The sequence below is a fragment of the Aliinostoc maniaoense genome (assembly GCF_058172895.1).
On sequence record NZ_CP187952.1, the window covers coordinates 3591942 to 3613107 of the forward strand.

15 protein-coding genes and 2 tRNA genes are annotated in these 21166 nt (G+C 41.2%); 7 read left to right on the top strand and 10 right to left on the bottom strand.

Features of this window, described 5'->3' with window-relative positions; translation table 11 throughout:
* Window positions 1–127: 127 nt before the first annotated feature.
* Together infC and ACPZ3T_RS15735 are read right to left on the bottom strand one after the other, a co-directional pair.
* The gene (gene infC / locus ACPZ3T_RS15730) at window positions 128–661 is read right to left on the bottom strand and encodes a translation initiation factor IF-3 (protein WP_103138880.1); all 534 of its coding nucleotides are present in this window, start codon (window positions 659–661) and stop codon (window positions 128–130) included.
* Between the two features lie 282 nt (window positions 662–943).
* Entirely contained in the window at window positions 944–1078 is a 135-nt protein-coding gene (locus ACPZ3T_RS15735; RefSeq protein ID WP_490270421.1) for a hypothetical protein, read from the bottom strand.
* Here ACPZ3T_RS15735 and ACPZ3T_RS15740 point away from each other — a divergent pair.
* On the top strand, window positions 1071–1997 hold the full coding sequence (locus ACPZ3T_RS15740; RefSeq protein ID WP_490270422.1) for an alpha/beta fold hydrolase: 927 nt from the start codon (window positions 1071–1073) through the stop codon (window positions 1995–1997). The two genes, ACPZ3T_RS15735 and ACPZ3T_RS15740, sit on opposite strands and share 8 nt — an antisense overlap.
* Window positions 1998–2174: 177 nt before the next feature.
* Here the strand turns inward: ACPZ3T_RS15740 and ACPZ3T_RS15745 are convergent, their stop codons facing one another.
* Window positions 2175–2528, bottom strand: coding sequence for a phospholipid-binding protein (locus ACPZ3T_RS15745; RefSeq protein WP_490270423.1), 354 nt, complete (start codon window positions 2526–2528; stop codon window positions 2175–2177).
* Window positions 2529–2812: 284 nt separating this feature from the next.
* On the opposite strand from ACPZ3T_RS15745, the gene ilvN reads away from it, so the two are divergent.
* From ilvN to dusB, 3 genes are all read left to right on the top strand, one after another.
* Window positions 2813–3334 carry an acetolactate synthase small subunit gene (ilvN, locus tag ACPZ3T_RS15750; protein ID WP_490270424.1) on the top strand — a complete coding sequence of 174 codons (522 nt, stop codon included), beginning with the start codon at window positions 2813–2815 and terminating at the stop codon, window positions 3332–3334.
* 407 nt (window positions 3335–3741) lie between these two features.
* Window positions 3742–3933, top strand: a complete 192-nt coding sequence (locus ACPZ3T_RS15755; protein WP_490270425.1) for a hypothetical protein — start codon at window positions 3742–3744, stop codon at window positions 3931–3933.
* Between the two features lie 306 nt (window positions 3934–4239).
* A complete protein-coding gene (gene dusB / locus ACPZ3T_RS15760) occupies window positions 4240–5292 on the top strand; it encodes a tRNA dihydrouridine synthase DusB (RefSeq protein WP_490270426.1) in 1053 nt (350 codons plus the stop codon).
* Window positions 5293–5571: 279 nt separating this feature from the next.
* On the opposite strand, the gene ACPZ3T_RS15765 is transcribed toward dusB, so the two are convergent.
* From ACPZ3T_RS15765 to ACPZ3T_RS15785, 5 genes are all read right to left on the bottom strand, one after another.
* Window positions 5572–5916 (bottom strand): XisI protein, encoded by a 345-nt coding sequence (locus ACPZ3T_RS15765; protein WP_490270427.1) that lies wholly within the window; start codon window positions 5914–5916, stop codon window positions 5572–5574.
* Entirely contained in the window at window positions 5904–6323 is a 420-nt protein-coding gene (locus ACPZ3T_RS15770) for a XisH family protein (RefSeq protein ID WP_490270428.1), read from the bottom strand. The genes ACPZ3T_RS15765 and ACPZ3T_RS15770 overlap by 13 nt, the downstream gene beginning before the upstream one ends.
* A 316-nt stretch (window positions 6324–6639) precedes the next feature.
* Window positions 6640–8241: a TROVE domain-containing protein gene (locus ACPZ3T_RS15775; RefSeq protein WP_490270429.1), complete on the bottom strand. Its 1602-nt coding sequence runs from the start codon at window positions 8239–8241 to the stop codon at window positions 6640–6642.
* A gap of 37 nt (window positions 8242–8278) precedes the next feature.
* Window positions 8279–8402, bottom strand: a tRNA-OTHER gene (locus ACPZ3T_RS15780).
* Window positions 8403–8468: 66 nt separating this feature from the next.
* A tRNA-OTHER gene (locus tag ACPZ3T_RS15785) sits at window positions 8469–8603 on the bottom strand.
* A gap of 579 nt (window positions 8604–9182) precedes the next feature.
* Here ACPZ3T_RS15785 and ACPZ3T_RS15790 point away from each other — a divergent pair.
* Complete coding sequence (locus tag ACPZ3T_RS15790) at window positions 9183–9911, top strand: hypothetical protein (protein WP_490270430.1); 729 nt, start codon at window positions 9183–9185, stop codon at window positions 9909–9911.
* On the opposite strand, the gene ACPZ3T_RS15795 is transcribed toward ACPZ3T_RS15790, so the two are convergent.
* Together ACPZ3T_RS15795 and ACPZ3T_RS15800 are read right to left on the bottom strand one after the other, a co-directional pair.
* Window positions 9908–11062, bottom strand: coding sequence for a quinone-dependent dihydroorotate dehydrogenase (locus tag ACPZ3T_RS15795; protein WP_490270431.1), 1155 nt, complete (start codon window positions 11060–11062; stop codon window positions 9908–9910). The two genes, ACPZ3T_RS15790 and ACPZ3T_RS15795, sit on opposite strands and share 4 nt — an antisense overlap.
* Window positions 11022–11225, bottom strand: coding sequence for a hypothetical protein (locus ACPZ3T_RS15800; protein ID WP_490270432.1), 204 nt, complete (start codon window positions 11223–11225; stop codon window positions 11022–11024). Before ACPZ3T_RS15800 ends, ACPZ3T_RS15795 begins: the two co-directional genes overlap by 41 nt.
* A gap of 101 nt (window positions 11226–11326) precedes the next feature.
* On the opposite strand from ACPZ3T_RS15800, the gene ACPZ3T_RS15805 reads away from it, so the two are divergent.
* On the top strand, window positions 11327–14182 hold the full coding sequence (locus tag ACPZ3T_RS15805) for a sensor histidine kinase (RefSeq protein WP_490270433.1): 2856 nt from the start codon (window positions 11327–11329) through the stop codon (window positions 14180–14182).
* Between the two features lie 1062 nt (window positions 14183–15244).
* Window positions 15245–21079: an ATP-binding sensor histidine kinase gene (locus tag ACPZ3T_RS15810; protein WP_490270434.1), complete on the top strand. Its 5835-nt coding sequence runs from the start codon at window positions 15245–15247 to the stop codon at window positions 21077–21079.
* Window positions 21080–21166: the final 87 nt, after the last annotated feature.

Genomic DNA, 21166 nt, shown 5'->3' on the forward strand with positions numbered 1-21166 from the left:
TCAGATTTAATATTTTCAGTAGTTAATTACTTGAGTCTACCTCTTACAAAGTCCTGAGTCGTCAGGAAATGTAATTTGGTACACCATCTACAGCAAAAAGTCAACAGTCAAATGTCATCAATTATGATTATTTTTTCGGCGAAATCAGCATCATCATATTACGCCCTTCTTTTTTAGGTGCTTGTTGTACTTCACCGAATGGCTCTAAATCTGTAGCCATCCGCTTGAGTAAGGTTTCTGCTAAGTCACTGTGTTGAATTTCTCGACCCCGGAACATCACAGTCGCCTTGACTTTATCACCATCTTTCAAGAAGCGTTCTGCTTGTTTAACACGCACATTGTAGTCGTGTTCTTCTATTTTATAGCGCATCTTCACTTCTTTAACATCGGCTGTATGCTGCTTTTTCCGGGCTTCCCGCGCTTTCTTCTCCTGCTCAAACTTATATTTCCCATAGTCCATAATCCGACATACTGGCGGGTCGGCCTTGTCACTGAGCAGCACTAGATCCAGCTCCTTCTCTTCTGCTAGTTGCAGAGCTTCCTGAGGAGTCAAAATGCCTAGCTGGGAGCCGTCAGTGTCAATGACTCGAATTTTCGGGAAGCGTATTCTTTCGTTAATTTGGGGCAGATCGCGAGTTCTTTTTTTCTCAATCACAGGCATTATAATTAGTGGGATTCCTTTGGTAAGAATGTGGCTTGGACTGGATTAACTTAATTTTGGTTGGTGTGACTCATAAGCACAACACTAAAATAACTAATGACTTCATCAGGAGTCTATAGTTTTGGGTTAGCTAGTCCACAGAGTCATTTCTTGTCTCTGTATTTGCTATTCTACTCACTCTTAGAGAAATTCTCTGCAATAGTTAATTTAAATCACACAACCTAGAGAATGGTTAACTATTGTAACAATTATTTTTCAATTCGGTCAGTCAAAGTTAACAAATTAAACCCCCTTGTCTCCCTTATCTCCCTTGTCTCCCTTGTCTCCCTTGTCTCCCTGCCCCCTGCCCCCTGCCCCCTTCCCCTCTTTTAAAATAGAACTATAAATCATCAATTGGGAGCGCAGTAACTTGACCATCGGTGTACACTGGCAAGAAAGAGTTGGGAATCAAAGAGACTGGGTATGGCGTGGTTGGCAAATTCGTTATACCTATCTTCGCCCCAGTCAAAATCACCAAAACACAACACCTCTGATTTTATTGCACGGTTTCGGCACTTCTATTGGTCATTGGCGACACAATTTAGAAGTATTAGGCGAACATCATGCTGTCTATGCTCTCGATATGCTGGGTTTTGGCAGTTCAGAAAAAGCCCCAGCCAACTACAGTATAGAACTGTGGGTAGAACAGGTCTATGAATTTTGGCAAGCGTTTATCCGTGAACCAGTGGTATTAGTGGGTAATTCTAACGGTTCTCTAGTTTCCTTAGCAGCAGCCGCCACTCATCCAGATATGGTAAAAGGAATTGTGATGATGAGTTTACCTGATCCATCATTAGAACAAGAAGCAATTCCAGTAATGCTGCGTCCTCTGGTGAGAACAATCAAAGGTATTGTGGCTTCACCGATATTTTTAAAGCCTATATTTTATTTTGTGCGGCAACCGAGCGTATTACGTCGTTGGGTGAGTCTCGCTTATGCTAACCCAGAAGCGATTACTGATGAACTGATTGATATTTTAGCTAGCCCTCCCCAAGATAGAGGTTCAGCCCGTGCTTTTAGTGCTTTGTTTAAAGCTGCGATCGCTATTAATTTTAGTCCCAGCGTCAAAGCACTGCTACCGAATATTGCAGTGCCGATGTTGTTAATTTGGGGACAAAAAGACCGCTTTGTCCCACCCATATTAGCTAATCAATTTGTCCAGTATAATGAAAAACTGCAATTGCTAACTCTAGAAAATGTCGGTCATTGTCCCCATGATGAATGCCCAGACCAAATCAATCAAATTATTTTAGATTGGATTAATCAATCTTTTCTACACACCTTCAAAGAAGTATAGTTAGATGAGATTTGATTATAAATATGGGTTTCTAGGAATAGTAGGGTGCGTCAGCATAAATTCATTTTTCTGATGAAAAAACTTACTTAAGCTGACGCACCCTACAAAATATTTGTTTTTGACTAAAGAAACAGCTTTAATTGCTCATGGTGACTGCAATACTGTCACTTGACAAAACTAGCCAATAGTAACTTGTGTAGTATCAACCGATGTCGTACCATGCACAGAACGGGCTACAGACATCATTTTATTCAGAATTTCTTGGTTAGGTACTTTACCTTTCAATACCACAGTACCAGCAGTCTGAGCTACCCAGAGGGTATCTATATTATTGAGTTGTGTATCTTGATCAAATGCCAAAGCTACTCGCTTGGCTAAACCACTTTGATCATATTCTCCATTCAACCCCAACCGTTCTGCTGGAATTGATTGGGTAGCTGTAGAACTAGCCGCTTGTTGTACTTGGGAAGAAGGGTTTACTTGGGCGTTTTCGGGCTTTTCCATGCCAAAAATTCTTTGTAACCAACCCATAAATATATCACTCCTGGAACTTTAGAAGCTGAATAACACTCCCATACTAAAAATTTTGTAACTTACTCACATCTGCCTACAAAAAGATATCCATTCCCCAAAGGCTATGCTTTGAGTATGATCAAGACTTAACTTTTTCCTAGCCAAGACTACAAGGATTGCAGGTATTAAGTTTACAATGATCTATACCCTTATATTTATTCACCTAGTAAGCAGTACGTGTAGGGTGGCTATTAGTTAAAATTTGTATTAACAATATGCTACCTGAGCCTGTGTTGGCAAAGATGAAACATACCCTTTCAGTTCTGGTAGAAGATGAAGCGGGGGTTCTCTCCCGCATTGCGAGTTTATTTGCGCGTCGTGGCTTTAATATCGAAAGCCTGGCAGTTGGTTCGGGTGAGCAAGGGAGTGTGTCCCGGATTACGATGGTTGTACCTGGTGACGATCGCGTCATTGAACAGATCACTAAACAACTGTACAAGTTAGTGAATGTCCTCAAGGTACAAGATATTACAGAAACCCCTTGTGTAGAGCGAGAATTGATGCTTGTGAAGGTGAGTGCTACTAGCAGTAACCGTTCCGAAGTTGTCGAACTAGCTCAAATTTTCCGGGCGCGTGTTGTAGATGTGGCGGAAGATTCTTTGACTTTAGAGGTTGTGGGCGACCCTGGTAAAATGGTAGCGATCGTACAGGTGCTACAAAAGTTCGGCATTAGAGAAATTGCCCGCACTGGTAAAATAGCCCTGACTCGTGAATCTGGCGTAAATACTGAGTTGCTCAAGTCTTTAGAAGCTAAAGTTTCCTGAGTTTAACAGGGAGCAGGGGAAACTCTCGCCCAGAAGGCTACGTGTACACACATCTTTGTGCTGAGTCAAAAATTTGGCTTGATCCCCCTAAATCCCCCTTAAAAAGAGGGACTTTGATTCTTTTTCCCCCTTTTTCAAGGGGGGTTAGGGGGGATCAAAACTTTGTAGGGCTAGGTTATTAGACTTGTGTGTACACCGTAGAACCCACAAGGGGGGAGGTTTTGAACCTGCCTCCGCAGGCTATATTTATCTCTGGAACTGAATTTATCTATCGTCGTCACTTATCATACAAACCGTAACCTATTAAAGTAAATGATGAAAAAGATACAATTATTTAACAAAGCTTAAAGTTGCTTTATTATATTATTTACCAAAGGTGTGAGTTGAGTTGTGGAATTTAATTGCCGATGACCACTTGTATATCTAATATTGCCGAACGTGACTCTCAAGCTTTACGAGTACGCGAGTTAACCAAAACCTGTTACAAAGACGATCAACAAGTCAAATTCATGAGCTTGCAGGCAGAGGTTGATTCTCTGTTGCAGGAATTACAAAACCTCAAACAACAACGTTTAACCACCGTTAGCGAAGAATCATAAAACAAATTTATCCTGTGGCGATCGCTCATATCTTCCCAGCCGTCAACATGACTAGCGCAGTAACAGCGATCGCTCCCAACAATCTTAAAGATTTGATTAAAATCTGTATAACACTTTACCATTAATTACAAAAAATTGAAATCAGCAACTGCAAAATTTTTGTGATTGCTGATTTTTGTTGTCTAGGCTAGGGTAGGGATTTTTAGCTGTCAAGAAAATTAGATTTGGCGATCGCCTCCACAACGCCTAAATTAAAAAAAGGTTAGCCAAATAGTTATCATTAATTTTGTATTTTGTATTGTACCTATGCTGACACTGTCTCCCAGTCTGCAAGCTAGACTTTCCCAACCCCTGAAAATTGGTTCATTTGCAGTTAAAAGCCGAGTTCTTCAGTCGCCTTTATCTGGGGTGACAGATATGGTATTTCGTCGCCTAGTACGACGCTATGCCCCAGATTCAATGATGTATACCGAAATGGTAAACGCTACGGGGTTACACTACGTCAAGCAACTACCCAAAATTATGGAGGTAGATCCCAACGAACGCCCTATTAGTATTCAGTTATTTGACTGTCGCCCCGATTTTCTCGCCGAAGCAGCTGTCAAAGCAGTGGCAGAAGGTGCGGATACAGTTGATATTAATATGGGTTGTCCGGTAAATAAAATTACCAAAAATGGTGGTGGTTCTTCTCTGTTGCGACAGCCGGAAGTCGCAGAAGCTATAGTGCGGGAAGTTGTGAAAGCCGTTGACGTACCAGTAACAGTAAAAACCCGTATCGGTTGGAATGACAAAGAAATCATCATTCTCGACTTTGCCAAAAGGATGGAAGATGCAGGGGCGCAAATGATTACTGTGCATGGACGTACCCGCGCACAAGGTTACAATGGCAATGCGCGTTGGGAATGGATAGCCCGTGTGAAAGAAGTGCTGTCAATTCCAGTCATTGGCAATGGAGATATATTTTCAGTGGAAGCGGCTGTGAAATGCTTAGAGCAAACTGGCGCGGATGGTGTGATGTGTTCCCGTGGTACTTTAGGCTACCCCTTTTTAGTAGGAGAAATTGACCACTTCCTGAAAACTGGGGAGATATTACCAGCACCAACACCAATCCAACGTTTAGAATGTGCCAGAGATCATTTACAAGCTTTATGGGAATATAAAGGCGATCGCGGTGTACGTCAAGCCCGTAAGCACATGACTTGGTACGCTAAAGGCTTCGTCGGTGCGGCGGAATTGCGTGGACAATTAAGCGTTATTGAAACAGTGCAGCAAGGTTTAGACTTGATTGATAAAGCCATTGAGCAGTTAACTCATGGCTATGAGCCGATGGAAGAAGCGGAGAATTTTCAAGTCGCTTAAAGAATTATAGGAGCGATCGCACTTGCAAGTAATATATTGAGTGCGATCGTCACTATGTATAGGAATATTTTTTATGTAGGGTGTGTGACGCTGCGAAAAGATTTGAACGTAGCAATAAGACTTATAGCGTCACGCACCTACCATTGATTCTGACACTTGGGTAAGTCCTGTTTACAATAGACCTCTTGCATAAATCTTTTTTTGCCTCACGCAAAGGCGCAAAGACGCAAAGAAAGACGCTAAAATCATGACTTTTGCAAGAGGTCTAATATTCAACTACTAACCAACTGCAAAATCAGTAAACTGACGCATATAAGGCGAGTGAAATCCCAATACAATATCTTGCTTCGGTACACCCATCTCTACTAATTCAGCAGCGATATCATCTTCTGTACCATTCCACTGAAGCCAAATCTTTTCATTTTTAATATCTAAATGGATTACAGGCCCATAAACACGCTTTCCTTTATCCCAGCCAACATAGATTAACTGATAATGGTCGTGTACAGTATCAAAAATAGTTTGCATTTCTAACTCATCTTTGTGATGAGGTGATGTTCGGCGTTCGGCATATTCTGACAAAACACGCTGAACATATTCTCGATATTTTTCTAGCTTTGCCACTTTACAATCTCCTCTTTAATTGGGTCGAAGATGAGTAGATTGATTCGACTGCGTTGAATTACGGATTGAATAAATTTTGTAGTGAAAAATTCCTCATAAGTTATCTTTGGTACGGCTAAATATAAACTGCGTTCAGGATCATAATCTTCTAAAGCATAACGATAATTAATAAATTGTCCTATTGCTAAATGAAATTCGGACAAAGTAGAAGGACTTAAAAAACTTTTAACTTCAACCGCAATTTTCTGATTGTCTCTAGTTGCAACAATCAGCTTTTCTGCTGCCAAATCAATAAACATATTAGTGATGCGGTCAATTGAAAGATGTAATGGGTCATCCGTAATTAACCAACCATCTTTTTGGAGTGCTACTTTTACAGCCTCGTGAAATTTATCTTTGGCTGACATAGTAAGCCAATACCAATTCTCTAGGTATTTTAACAATAAAAATCAATCTTCCCATCCCCAATGACGGCAGTTGCTCCACTTGAGGAAACCCCAAGACCGCACTGCCTCCCCAATGCCCATTTTTAAGGCAGGCCTAATTATTATGATTGTAAAAGGCGGGTGCGGGGATTGAACCCGCTCATCCCCAAAGATGGTGGAGATTTAACCGATAACCCTCTATTCAGCGTCCCCGAAGGGCAAGTGACGAATAAGGATAACCCGCCAGAAAAAGGATAAGAGATGATCACCCCTTATCCTTAAGGCTATTCAACTATTTTTACAACTCCCCTGTGGCTAGCATCTGGATGATGCGAGGTGTACCAGGGTCAAATCCTGCCAAATCCCAAGACAGGGGATCTTTGGGATCTACTAAGGTAATTTGGTAAGGTGTCAAGGTGACATACACCGCCTTCACATCAGGATTCACCTTTTTACGGTACTGCGCCAAAGCTTGAGAGGGATGCTTATAACCTGCCCAGCTTTCGGAGTCAGTCCAGAAGCAGACGACATCAGCTTTGAACTTATTTTTAATCATCCAGTCATAAGCCACAGCCGCATCTGTGCCGCCGAAGTTTTGGTTGCTGGCTTTCCGCACCGCAGAACTAAAACTATCTTTAGCTGTGATATTTAACTCCCGAAATTCGGTAGCAAAGCCGCGAATCATGTAATTTTTCTCAGCTTTAGCTGTAACTAATGCCATTGTGGTGGCAATTTCACAGCAGCTAAGTCCCATGTCTGCAACCAAGCTACCCATAGAACCGGAAACGTCTACGGCGTGCATGAATACTTTACCTGTAGGTTCTATCACATCAAAAGACAACTCAACGGCTTTTTCTAAGATGTCCACGATGCGAGGAACTGGACTCCAGGTTTTCTTGCTGCGTCCTAGTCTGCCCCCAGACTCGTAAGTTTTGAGTGCTTTCAAAACATCGATGGGATGAATACGACCTTTCCGCAGATATTCTTTGTTGTTGAGAACAGCTTCTACACGCCCTAAGTTAGCATCTTCATCAGCCTGCAACACACCGAGTTCAGTTAATGAACCCAAGTTACGCAACATTGCGCCAATAGGCATTTCCTGAAATAGTAATTGCCAAGCTTCTTTATCCATCTTGCCCACAGGTGCAGCCATTTCGTGGGTTAAGCGTCCTTGCAAAATGGCTTGGTGGGTTTCGCTGGGGTTGCGTTTTAACCATTCGTACCACCAAATCTGCGCTAATGCCTCAGAAGGTATTTCAGTTGGTAATTCTGCCCAACCTTTCACCACCCATTCATAAAGTTGACGGTGGTTTTCGGTAGGTGGTTTGACATGAAACAGCCGTAAAGCATCCCGATGGGTAAAGCCTTGACGTTGTTGATATTTCAAAAGTTGATAAGCCAAACCTTTGGCATCTTCACGAGATAGCCAAGTTTTACCAGCTTCCCGCACTATCTTACCGAAACCTCGGAGAGATTTGGTGTAGTTCAACCATTCATAGAAATGGCTACCTGTGCGAACAACTTGGGGGAAGATTTCACCAAAAGCCTGTTTTGCTTCTGGAGTTTCACCCATTGACAGTAAAACCAATGCAAAGATAGGTGCGCTGTTATTAATGGCGCGTCCGTTGCTGGCGTACAAAATTTCTTCGGCGACACGGCTGGGATTTTCCGCAACAGCTTGTTTCACAACCGCCACAAAATCTTCTGTGAGTTCTTGTTTGCCTGCGTAGTAAGTGCTTTGGGCTGTACCAACCAAAAGACAACGGCGCAGCATCTGCCAAATACCAGCATCAAACATCCAGCCACCCGAACGCCCTTGCATCATTTCTGCTTCTCGTCCGGGGATGGGCTGATTTTGTGGTGTGGTCGTCTTATTTCTGGTGAAGAAATTGTAATTCATCGCTGCATCTCCCAGCCCTTGCGGGCAAAAATGAAAGGTGGCAGGGCAGGACTCGAACCTGCGACATCCCGCGTGGAAGGCGATAACCCTCATTCGTCGGCCTTTACAGGCAAGGGGTGAATAAGGATGTTTAGGTACTCTACCAACTGAGTTACCTGCCACATAAAAATTCAAAATTTCAACTCATTACTTATTACTCATTACTCATTACTCACCAATAAATATTGGTAGCGGGGCAGGATTTGAACCTGCAAGACTTATTCAGTCAATAGATCCCGATAATCCTCAAATCTTCAGCCTTTGCAGACAAGTTGTGATCAAGGTTTTTTGTCTAGCGCGTTTACCAATTCCGCCACCCGCTACATGAAACTGAAAAATTTAGATGTGGTGTAGCAGAGCAGGATTTGCACCTGCACCTCCGGGAGTTGTATCAAGGGAGTTGGGAATCAAGATGTTAGTTATATTCGATAACCCTTGATAGGTCGGCCTTGATAGGCAAGGTGGGTGTTCTGATATTTGAACTATCCGCTACACAAATTAGTTACAAGTTTTGCTTAACTCCTTTGGGAATGTCAGCTTGTATTATTAATGTAGTATATGTAGTTTGTAGTGTCAAGAGTAAAAATAAATTTTTTTGCTCATGGCTTTGGCAGGTTCTTAGTAAGGACTTTAGTCCTTGACTAAGGGCTAAAGCCCTTACTACGAACTTATTAACCAAGCAAAGTAGCCTTGTTAGAGTACTAGAAGTATCAGTTAGGGGTGTGGCAAAGTGTTTTGCCTGTTTTTGGTTGATTTATAAGGTTTTCGAGGTTTGGCAAATTTCAGTTAATGAGATTTTTGCTGATTTTTTCCATAACTTTGCCAAAGTATACATTTATGTGTCTCGATTTTTGCCAATATAATATATTATTTCCCAAAAAATTCGCTTGGCAAAAATCGGCATGAGTGAAAAAACTATAGAAGGTAGCGGGAAAGGTTTTCTCGTTCTCCTTTTGCCAATATCGTTTGTAATTATTCTTCTGGTAACTACTTGGAAGTTTTTGCTGGCTTTTCTGGTGTTACTGATTGGTGTAAATGTTTGGCAACAATACCAATGGCAACAGTGGTGTCAGCGAGTTAACCCGATTTTTAGTCAATTAATCCGAGAAAATCAGGGCAAGATTACACCTGTAGATTTGGCAATTCGGGGCAATTTTCCCGGCACACAAGCAAAACGCTATCTAGATGGTAAAGCATCTGAATTTGGTGCAAGTATACTACCTGCTGGAGATGGCGGTGAAGTTTATTACTTTATTACTGGCAGTATTCTGGGTAATATTCTTGACAGTAGTGAGCCTGTAAAAGAACTAGCTGCATCACCAGTAACCAAGGAAGCGCGATCGCTCCTAGCACCGCCACCCCCAGAACCAGTAGAAGAAGAACCAGAACCGAAATTACCACCACCAGCCGTTACTGAAGAAGCTCAACCAAATTTAGCAAAACAGCTAGTTTTTGGTTCTTTAATTCAATCAGAACTGGCGAAACGGCTGAATGTTTATTCCAGTACTGTATATAAACGTCGGAATGATCCCGAATTTCCTGAATGGAGTCGTAGCCGCGATCCTGATGGTATTGCTTGGGCTTTTTCTGAAAAAACTAAGGAGTTTTTCCCACTAGAGGAAAATGATTAAAGGTTCACGGTTGACTGTTGGCGATCGCAGTCTAATCCTACGGCTTCCGAGATCGAATTGAGGCCATTTTGTTCTAATTTGGTCAGCAAACCTTCTAGAATGCGGCGCACCATCATTGGGCCTTCGTAAATCCAGCCTGTATAAACTTGAATCAGGCTAGCACCAGCAGTGATTTTTGCCCAAGCATCATCAGGGGAGAATATGCCACCTACCCCGATAATCGGAATCTGCCCTTGGGTTTGCTGCCAGATAAACCGGATAACTTCTGTGGAGCGATCGCGTAATGGCGCGCCACTAATTCCCCCGGCTTCTTGCTCAGGTGATTTACCAGTTTTGGCAATCACCTGAGTTTTTAGTCCCTCACGGCTGATAGTCGTATTAGTGGCAATAATCCCGGCTAGCTGGTAGCTTCTTGCCAAAGTAATAATATCGGCGATCGCTTCCCACTCTAAATCAGGAGCTATCTTGACAAAGATGGGTTTTTGTGAAATGTTTTCTTTTTGTAGTACATCCAAGATAGAACTCAGCATAGAGGCATCTTGGAGCGATCGCAACCCTGGTGTATTGGGTGAAGAAACATTAACTACAAAGTAATCTCCTAACTCTTTAAGTAATTTAAAACTATTTAAATAATCTTCGGCGGCAGCTTCTAGGGGTGTTACCTTCGACTTACCCAAATTAATCCCTATAGGTATAGATGGCCTCAACTGTTGTGTTTCTTCAGCTAACCGTGCTGCCATTGCTGCTGCACCACTATTATTAAAACCCATACGGTTAAGAACCGCTTGATCAGACAACAAGCGGAACAAACGAGGACGAGGATTTCCGGGCTGTGCTAAAAATGTCACAGTTCCCAATTCCGCAAAACCAAAACCGAGGCTTGACAAAATCCCAGATGTGACACCATCCTTATCAAAACCAGCCGCTAAACCTAGGGGATTGGGAAAATGTAAACCAAATAAATTTTGTTCTAGGCGGTAATTTTCTAGGCATAGAGACTTTTGTAACAGATTTGGTAGCCAAATATTACCAGCATGATGTTGATGAGATAACCAACTTAAAACCCTGATGGCTTGGTGATGTGACCACTCAGGATCGGCGTTTAATAAATTAAATAAAATCGGACGAATAGCAATTTGATAGATATCCATTGTTAATAATCAATAGTCTTGAGTTATTATCACCCTGCTTGATAGGTGTAGGGGTGTAGGGCTGTAAGGGTCTAGGAGACAAGGGAGACAAGGAAGAAATATTTACCCCAATGCCCCATGCCCCCTGCCCCCTGCCCCCTGCCCCTGCCTCCAAACTCCCCAATCTCTTTTATCCTGAACTTGGAATAATCAAGTGAAACAAGATTAATCAGGGCTATTTTATGGGCATCTTATATATTACAAGCTATGTTCACAAATAATCAGATGGGGCAGCCACAACCACCTACAGCCGCCGAACAACAGATTGTTGCCTTAGGACGCGTTTTGCAAAGTCTTAGGGAAGAAGATGATGTTGAGGTTCTGATTGCCATTGCTACTTCTTATATTCGACAGCAGTTTAATTACAGTCTGATTTGGATTGCTATTTACGATCACATTAAACATACATTGTTAGGTAAAGGCGGTATTACCCCTGGAGGTGAAGATAATTTTTTACGGAAACGCTTGATTTTACATCCGGGTGACTTATTAGAGCAAGTAGTGATTCAACAGCGTCCGGTGGGAGTAGCGGATATCCGCACTGAAAATAGAATTGGTGAATGGCAAGAATTAGGCAAAAAATATAACGTTCGGGGAACAATTATTTTGCCCATACGTTATAAAGACCGTTGTTTGGGTTTACTATTAATCGCTTCAGAACGTTGGGGTTATTTGATCTCAGAGGAAGCCAAAAGCAGTGTAATGATTGTGTTGGGAGAACTTGCATCAATATTGTATCAAAATGAAATTCATTTGCAGCAAAAGCAAAGCAAGCGTCCTGATGAACCTTTATTAGAATTACTCGATAATTTAAATAATTTAAATAATTTAGAAGAAAGACTCAAAGCAGTAGTAGAAGCAACTCATGAATTTGTTGCCCCAAGTCGCACTAATATTTATTGGTTTGATAGACAAGGAAGATATTTTTGGTGTCGGATTACTAATCAGCTCAAGAAAATGAATCGAGATGCACAGCGTGAACAGTCGGCTGCTGGGATGACAGTGCAAGAGTTGAGCGATTTTTATTATGCTTTATCAGTTAACCAAATTGTGTGGATTGGTGATGCTCGCAGTTCTTTAAATAGTCATTTTACAGCCAAGTTATTGCAACGTTGGCGAGTGCGATCGCTCTTGGCTGCTCCGATTATTTGTCAAAAAGACCTGTTGGGTTTTCTGGCTGTGGAAGGTGTAGAACCGCGCATTTGGTCAGAAGCAGAAAAAAGTTTTGTCCAAGGGGCGGCGGGTTTAATTTCTTTGGTAGCTCCGACTGCAACAATGGAAACTACCATTCAACAAATTCAAGAAGATTCACAACTTACCAGCCAAGTTGCTCAAGCTATCTATACTCACCAAGACTTGAAAGAAACTTTACGCATTTGTGCTGCTAAAGTCTTAACTCGTTTAGGTGCTACCCGCTTTTTAGTTTTACAATATGACGCTGACCGCAATAACTATCAAGTTATTTATCAGAATCAACCTCATAATCGCCGTCCTTTGACATTTGCTTTTAGTTTATTAAATGAAACCGATAGACAAATGTTAAAATCGGCAAAAACAACCGTAGAAATTGAGAACTTAGACGAAGATTTGCGCTTTTTTAATTGGCGACCAGCTTTAATAGAAAATGGTGTGCGAGCGCTACTAGTTTGCAACTGTACTCAAGGTCATCGGCCAGATGCTATCCTGCTCATTGCCCACACCAAGTATCACACTTGGACAAACTTAGAAAAAGAACTGTTGTGGATTGTCAGTCAACAAATAGGCGTAGTTTTAAGATTGTGGCGATTGTTAACCAATAGTGAACAACAACAAAAAGTTGTCCAGAGTATCCAACAATCTCTCTGCATTTTAGAAGAAAGTGAAAACCCTGAGACAGAAAAAAATTATTTAGAAACTACTACACTGAATCAAATTGCCTCAATTTTAGGCTGTCCTTTAGCTTTTATGTTGTCTTGGTCATGTGGCCAAAAACAAGCCGAAATCATCCCCGGTATTGTTGTTGATAGTCATTTTAGTATTCATGCCGATGCCCAAGTATTCGTCGATTCTGAAGCATTAATTCAGTGGGCATTATCTAAAGATGGTTACTTAAACCTGAAAATTGAGGATTTACCACCAGAAACCAAAAAATGGTTAAATTGTCCAGCTATGAGTAAGGTGCTGATTATCGCCTTACGCACGGCTGCTAGCCATCAATCTACAGGGGTAATAGTATTAGCAGATCATGGCGAACGCTACTGGCCACAACAAACCTTAAATGCGATCGCAACTCTGATTGAGCAATTAGCTTGGTTGCGTCGTCAACAACTAATCACCACCAATTTAGCATCTACAACTCAACAATTACGTCAACTTAATTGGTACAAACATCGGCGGTTAGAAGAAGTTCAAAGAACAACTACACAATTACTCACTCAAGTTCATGATTTGGGTATTCCTAATAATGAATTAACCCAGACTCGCTACCAATTATTGTGGCGACAGTTAGATCACACCACTGCCGCCATGACAGGATTATTAAAACAAGAACAATGGCAATTGTCTATAAGCGGCGAAACCATGTCTATCGCCAGCTTACTCAAGCGCGCCCTAGAACGGGTAGACAACTTAGTCCAAACACAAAAACTCTGGATTGGGGTTCATGGCTTGGGACAGTCTACCCTAGAACCAGATACCAACAATAATTCTGGTGTACTTAAACCTGTGGTGGCTGCTAGTTATACTTTGCCAATGGCGATCGCAGGGGATATCATCAAATTTGAATTAATCCTGCATGAATTGTTACTTGCTGCCTGTGAACGTTCTCCTCACAGTAGCAGAATTGATATTTGGTGTCGTCGTTTAGATGAACAATTCTTAGAGCTATCAATTACAGATCACGGGATAATTGCGCCAGAGTTATTAGCAGAACTAGAACAAAAAAACCGTCAGGATGTGCTAGCAGCCTCTCATTTGGATCAACTCCCAGGTTTACATTTATTAATCTGTCAACAGTTAATGCAGCAACTAGGTGGAGAATTACATCTCTACCAATTACCTGATCATCGCGTCGTTAGCCGCTTACTTCTGCCGTTAGCTTAATTCCAATCTGTGCATTGGGCTACGTGTACACACATCTTTGTGCTGAGTGCAAAATGTGACTTGATCCCCCCTAGCCCCCCTTAAAAAACTATCCATTATAAACATCTTTCTTAACATTTCGAGAGTATTAACTCACGTCTCTAGAACCCTGATTCGCTCGTTTTTCATTCTCAATAAAAACACTATTTTAGCGAGAAGAATAAATGGTAATTTGTCAAGTATGCTTAAAGGTTCAGCCACTAAGATGCTTATAGAGCAATGGTTTTAAGATTGTAAATAAAGATGTGGGTAACGCATAGCTTAAAAAAGGGGGAACAAGAATCAAAGTCCCCCTTTTTAAGCTATCCATTATAAACATCTTTCTTAACATTTCGAGAGTATTAACTCACGTCTCTAGAACCCTGATTCGCTCGTTTTTCATTCTCAATAAAAACACTATTTTAGCGAGAAGAATAAATGGTAATTTGTCAAGTATGCTTAAAGGTTCAGCCACTAAGATGCTTATAGAGCAATGGTTTTAAGATTGTAAATAAAGATGTGGGTAACGCATAGCTTTTTAAGGGGGATTTAGGGGGATCAGATGACTTGTGTGTACACCGTAGGTGCATTGGGGGAGGGTGTGGGGAGTGTGGAGGGTAATTTTTTGGATACTTATACCGTTTCTTCATGTAGCTTGCCTGGCGTAGCCATAGATGGGCTTTATTCTGGACTGTAGAGACGTTGCATGCAACGTCTCTACATCATTTATTTGGTACAACTTCATAGAGAATTGGTATTAGCTAGAAATCCCACACAAAATTTTGTTCACCCAACTACATCTTATTCATCCCCCTAAACCTTCAGGGTGATTTTTTTTATTTGGCACTTGCTCATGGGAATACTAACTTTACATAAAAAACTTTGGGCGGCTTCTTGTTAGGGAAGGGTGGTGATATCAGTCAACAGTCAGCAGTAAACTTTTATCAAGGTGGGTTTTTTGCACTGATACTGATAACTGACAACTCCTCAAGATGAGATTAGCAACCAAAAATTTACATAATAGTGTCAGCATAAAAGATTACTATGATTTTTGCTCCTATCATTCCCGGATATCAAATTGAATCTCAACTGTATCAAGGCTCTAAAACCTCAGTATATAGAGCTATACGTGAGCAAGATTCCCTGGCAGTGGTGATCAAAATTCTTACTTGTGAATATCCTAGTTTCCCAGAATTATTACACTTTCGTAATCAGTACACTATTAGTAAAAATCTCAATATTCCTGGTATTGTTCCTCCCTTATTATTAGAAGCCTATGGTAATGGTTATATCTTAGTCATGGAAGATACTGGGGGTATTTCTTTACGAGAATATATCAAAACTAATACCCTCACCCTCCAGGAATTTTTAGCGATCGCTATTCAATTAAGTGATATTCTCCACGATTTACACCGACATCGTGTCATTCATAAAGATATCAAACCGGCTAATATTCTAATTCATCCAGCCACCAAACAAGTTAAACTCATTGACTTTAGCATTGCTTCCCTCTTACCGAAGGAAACCCAAGAAATTACTAGTCCTAATGTGTTAGAAGGAACACTTGCATATATTTCCCCAGAACAAACAGGGAGGATGAATAGAGGCATAGACTATCGCAGTGATTACTATTCCTTGGGTGTGACATTTTATCAATTATTGACAGGAGAGTTACCATTTATCAGTGATGATCCGATGGTATTGGTGCATTGTCATCTGGCACAACAACCGCCACAACTAGAAGACAAGCAAACAGAAATACCCACAGTTTTAGGGGAAATCATCAGGAAACTGTTGGCGAAAAATGCGGAAGATAGATATCAGAGTGCATTAGGATTAAAACGTGATTTAGAAACTTGTTTATCTCAACTCCAAGATACTGGCGAAATTACGTATTTTGAAATTGGTAAGCGGGATGTGTGCGATCGCTTTTTGATTAGAGAAAAACTCTATGGGCGGGAAGCAGAAGTTGAGACTTTACTGAATGCTTTTGAGCGGGTATCCCAAGGTAACACGGAAATGATGCTCGTAGCAGGATTTTCGGGAATTGGTAAAACTGCCGTTGTCAATGAAGTTCACAAGCCGATTACCCGTCAGCAAGGCTATTTTATCAGAGGTAAGTTTGATCAGTTCAATCGCCATCTTCCCCTATCTGCTTTTGTTCAAGCTATGCGGGATTTGATGGAACAACTCTTGTCACAATCAGATACTCAATTGGCTAAGTGGCGAAGCAAGATTCTCGCCGCCGTCGGTGACAATGGACAAGTCCTCACCGAAGTCATTCCTGAACTAGAGTGTCTACTTGGCAAGCAACCCCCCGCACCAGAACTGTCAGCAACGGCTGCACAAAACCGCTTTAATTTATTGTTGCAAAAATTTATCGCGGTGTTTACCACCCCAGAACATCCATTAGTGATGTTTCTCGATGACTTACAGTGGGCAGATGTAGCATCTCTACAGTTAATTAAATTGCTGATGGAGAAGGAAAGTTATCTGTTCTTGGTGGGAGCTTATCGAGATCATGAAGTCGCGCCTACCCACCCACTGATGTTAACAGTCCAGGAACTGGAGAAAGGTGGCAAGATTATTAATACGATTAATCTTGCCCCCCTTAATGAAAGTCAGACAAATCAGTTAATAGCTGAAACATTGCACTGTACAACCGAGAGATCCCGCCCGCTAACAGAATTAATCTTTCGCAAAACTCAGGGCAATCCCTTTTTTATCACCCAGTTTCTCAAAGCCTTACACGAAGACGGGCAAATTACCTTTAATCACACACACGGTTATTGGGAATGTGATCTCAGCCAAATTCATGCCCAATCGCTGACGGATGATGTGGTGGAATTTATGGCGCAGCAGTTGCAGAAGTTACCGCCATCAACCCAAGAAATACTGAAATTAGCTGCTTGTATTGGCCATAAGTTTGACTTAGCTACCTTGGCGATTGTTTCCCAGCAATCAGAGGTTAACGTTGCCACAGCCTTATGGAAAGCTTTGCAAGAAGGAGTGATTATTCCCCAAAACGAAGTTTACAAGTTTTTTGGGGATGGTTTAGAAACCGAGCTAGATATTTTCGTCCGTGTATCTACTAGTAAATCAGTCACTTATAAGTTTCTCCACGATCGCATTCAACAAGCGGCTGATTCTTTGATTCCAGAGGCGGATAAACAACTAACACATCTTACCATTGGACGGTTGTTGTTCCAGAACATTAACGCCAGTCAACAACAGGAGCGGATTTTTGAGATTGTCAATCAGTTAAATGCTGGGATGGCACTGATTACACAACAACAGGAGCGACGGCAATATGCTCAATTAAACTGGCGGGCGGCGCGCAAAGCTAAAGAAGCGACTGCCTATAGTGCGGCACAACATTACCTGAATTGTGGCATCGAGTTATTAACTCCCAGTGGTTGGGATATTGATGGCAAGCTGATGCACAATTTATATGAAGAAGCCGCAGAAGTAGCATTACTCAGTTATGATTTTCAGGAGATGACATCTTTGATTGAGGTGGTGCTACAACACACTACCAGCTTACTTGAGCAAGTCAAAGCTTATGAAATTCAAATCCAGGGATATCAGTTACAAAATCAACAACTCCAGGCGATTAAAATTGGGCGAGAAATCCTGAATAAACTAGGAGTTGTGCTGCCTGAATCTGTCACCCCACTAGAGATACAGCAGCAGGTAGAAAATACCCTGACATCTTTACCAACAGAGGCGATCGCTGATTTAATCAATTTACCATTAATGCAGGATGCAAATGCCATAGCTGCTTTAAGGATCATGATTAGCCTTGTGCCATCTATTCATCAAGCTGATCCTCCCCTGTTTCCCATTGTTGCTTGTGCAGAGGTGAATTTATCGCTGAAATATGGTAATTCCCCCTACTCTGCCCCTGGTTATGCTGATTTTGGGATTGTAGTCAGCACAGTGTTGCGTCAGTTAGAAGTAGGCTATCAATTCGGACAATTAGCTTTGTCTGTAATTGATCAATTCCCCAGCAAATCCTTCCAGAGTATGGTGCAGATGAAAGTTGCTGCTTTTAATCAAGGCAATAAACACCATATTCAACAAGCGATCAATTTATTGCAAGAATCCTATAAAGTAGGGTTAGCAACTGGTGATTCGGCTCATGCTCTGATTTCTACGGCATTTAGGTTACTTTATAGTTATTTTGCTGGGGGGGAGGATTTACGGAATTTATTAGCAGAAGTAGAAACTTATCAATCAAAATTTGCTACAAGTCAGTTTTTTAGCAATTGGGCGCAGATTATTCGCCATTCGATCAAAGGTTTCACCCAATTTAGTCAATATCCCTATCTTGGCCATGACCTTGATGATGAACAACGGTGTTTATCTGCCCTACTCCAAGATAATGATCAACTGGCACTGCATCTATTTTACTTAAGTAAAGTCATTCTCAGTTACTCATTTGGTGATTTTGCGGCGGCTGTTGAGAGTTTAGAGCAAGGAGCAAAATATCTCCAAGCAGATATGGGTATGCCTTCTTCACCAATTTACTATTTTTATGACTCATTAGTGCGTTTAGCTATTTATTTGACAGTTGAGCCGGAGCAGCAAGAAAAATTGCTCTTGCAAGTTGCCGAAAATCAAGAACAACTAAAAATTTATGCTTATGCTGCCCCCATGAATTATCAACATAAATATTATTTGGTAGCAGCGATTAGATATTATCTTTCTGGTAATGAATTAGCAGCAATGGAAGCTTATGATCGCGCCATTGCAGAAGCGATAAATAATGGCTACTTGCAAGAAGCCGCTCTAGCCAATGAACTCGCTGCTCAGTTTTACCTCGATTGGGGGAAAGAGAAGGTAGCCGCAGGCTATATGCAGGAAGCTTACTATTGCTACGCTCGTTGGGGTGCGAAAGCCAAAACCCTGGATTTGGAACATCGCTATCCCCATTTACTACATCCCATTCTCCAAGAGTCTCTAGCCAATATCAACCTCCTAGAAACTCTAGAAACCCTAGTTGTATCTGATCTCTCAGCATATCGTACACAACTGACTAATTCTTCTAGTTCTAGCATCAATACCATGCTAGATTTTAAGGCTGTGCTGAAAGCTTCTCAGAACCTTTCCCGCACCATTCAATTAGATGAACTGTTGCAGCAATTAACACAGATTATTCTACAAAACTCTGGGGGCGATCGCTGTGCCTTAATCTTACCCAACCCTGAAGGGATTTGGTACTTGAAAGCTATTGCTACCAAGGAAACCACACAACTTTATTCTGAACCGTTGGAGGGTAATCCCAACTTACCTGTGAAGCTGATACAGTACGTCAAAAACACCCAAAAACTCGTAGTCATCGACAATCTCAAAACCGATTTACCAGTAATTGATGACTATCTGAACCGGAAACAACCAAAAAGCCTGCTATGTTTGCCAATTATCCATCAAGATAAGTTAATCGGGATTTTGGATTTGAAGAATCATTCTACCAGTGGTGTATTTAGTAGCGATCGCATTCTCGTTCTCAATTTCCTCTGTACCCAAGCGGCAATTTCTCTAGAAAATGCCCGTCTTTTTAGCGAACAGCAAGAGGCACTTTCCCAACGCCAACTGGCTGAACAAGAACAACAGCGACTGCTGAGGATTTTGGAAGCTACCCCAGATATTGTTGGCATTGCTGATGCTAATCACAAGAGCCTCTATACTAATCCAGCCGGACAGAGATTTTGGCAGATACAAGATAGTAAAGTTGATTTCGACATTGCTAGTGTCACTCCACCCGAAGCAATGACATATCTGCAAACTGTGGCTATTCCTACAGCCATCCGCCAAGGAAGTTGGAGCGGTGAGTCAGCTATTTTTGATGCCCAAGGTAATGAAGTTCCTGTTTCTCAGGTGATTATTGCTCACAAAAATGCTGCCAATGAAGTTGAATATTTGTCTACGATTATTCGAGATATTAGCGAGCAAAAAGCTGCACTTCGTCAACGAGAACAAGCTGAAGCGGCAATTGCCCAAAAATCGCGGGAATTGGAAATAGCTTTGCAAGAACTGCAACAAACCCAACTACAAATGGTGCAAAGTGAAAAAATGTCTGCACTAGGTAATTTAGTAGCTGGGGTAGCCCACGAAATGAACAATCCTCTCGGCTTTATTTCTGCTAGTCTCAAACAAGCTAAACCCACTTTAGATGATATTACTACCCACCTGAAACTATATCAGAAAAATTACCCCAATCCTGACGCAGAAATTGTCAACCATGCTGAAGAAATTGACTTAGATTACACCTTAGAAGACTTACCCAAAATGATCGATACAATGGTGCTAGCTTGTGAGAGATTAAAAAATATTAGTACCAGTTTAAGAACTTTCTCCCGTGCAGATAAGGATTATCAAGTCAAGTTTAATATCCATGATGGTATCAATAGCACAATTTTAATTCTCAAGCATCGCCTGAAAGCAAATGAACAACGTCCAGCTATTGAAGTAATTACTAATTATGGTGATTTACCTTTAGTAAATTGTTTCCCTGGACAATTAAATCAGGTATTTATGAATATGCTTGCTAATGCTATTGATGCTTTAGAAGAAGCAAATATAGGTAAGACATTGGCAGAAATTCACGCCAGACCTAACCGCATTATAATTACAACTTCAGTGGTAGATAAATATGTCAATATCTCAATTACTGATAATGGTAAAGGGATGAGTGCAGAAGTTAAAAAAAGGATTTTTGACCATTTATTTACTACAAAAGCTGTAGGTAAAGGTACAGGTTTAGGAATGGCGATCGCCCGGCAAATTGTTGAAGAAAAACATGGTGGTAAAATTACAGTTAATTCAGTTGTAGGAGAGGGAACAGAATTTATAATTTCTCTCCCAATCACTATTTAATATCGTGTTCGTTTAAAAAATTATAATTAAGACTGCAAGAGGGCAGGGGGAAGAAAGAGTTTTTTGTTTTTGCATAGTTCAGAGAAT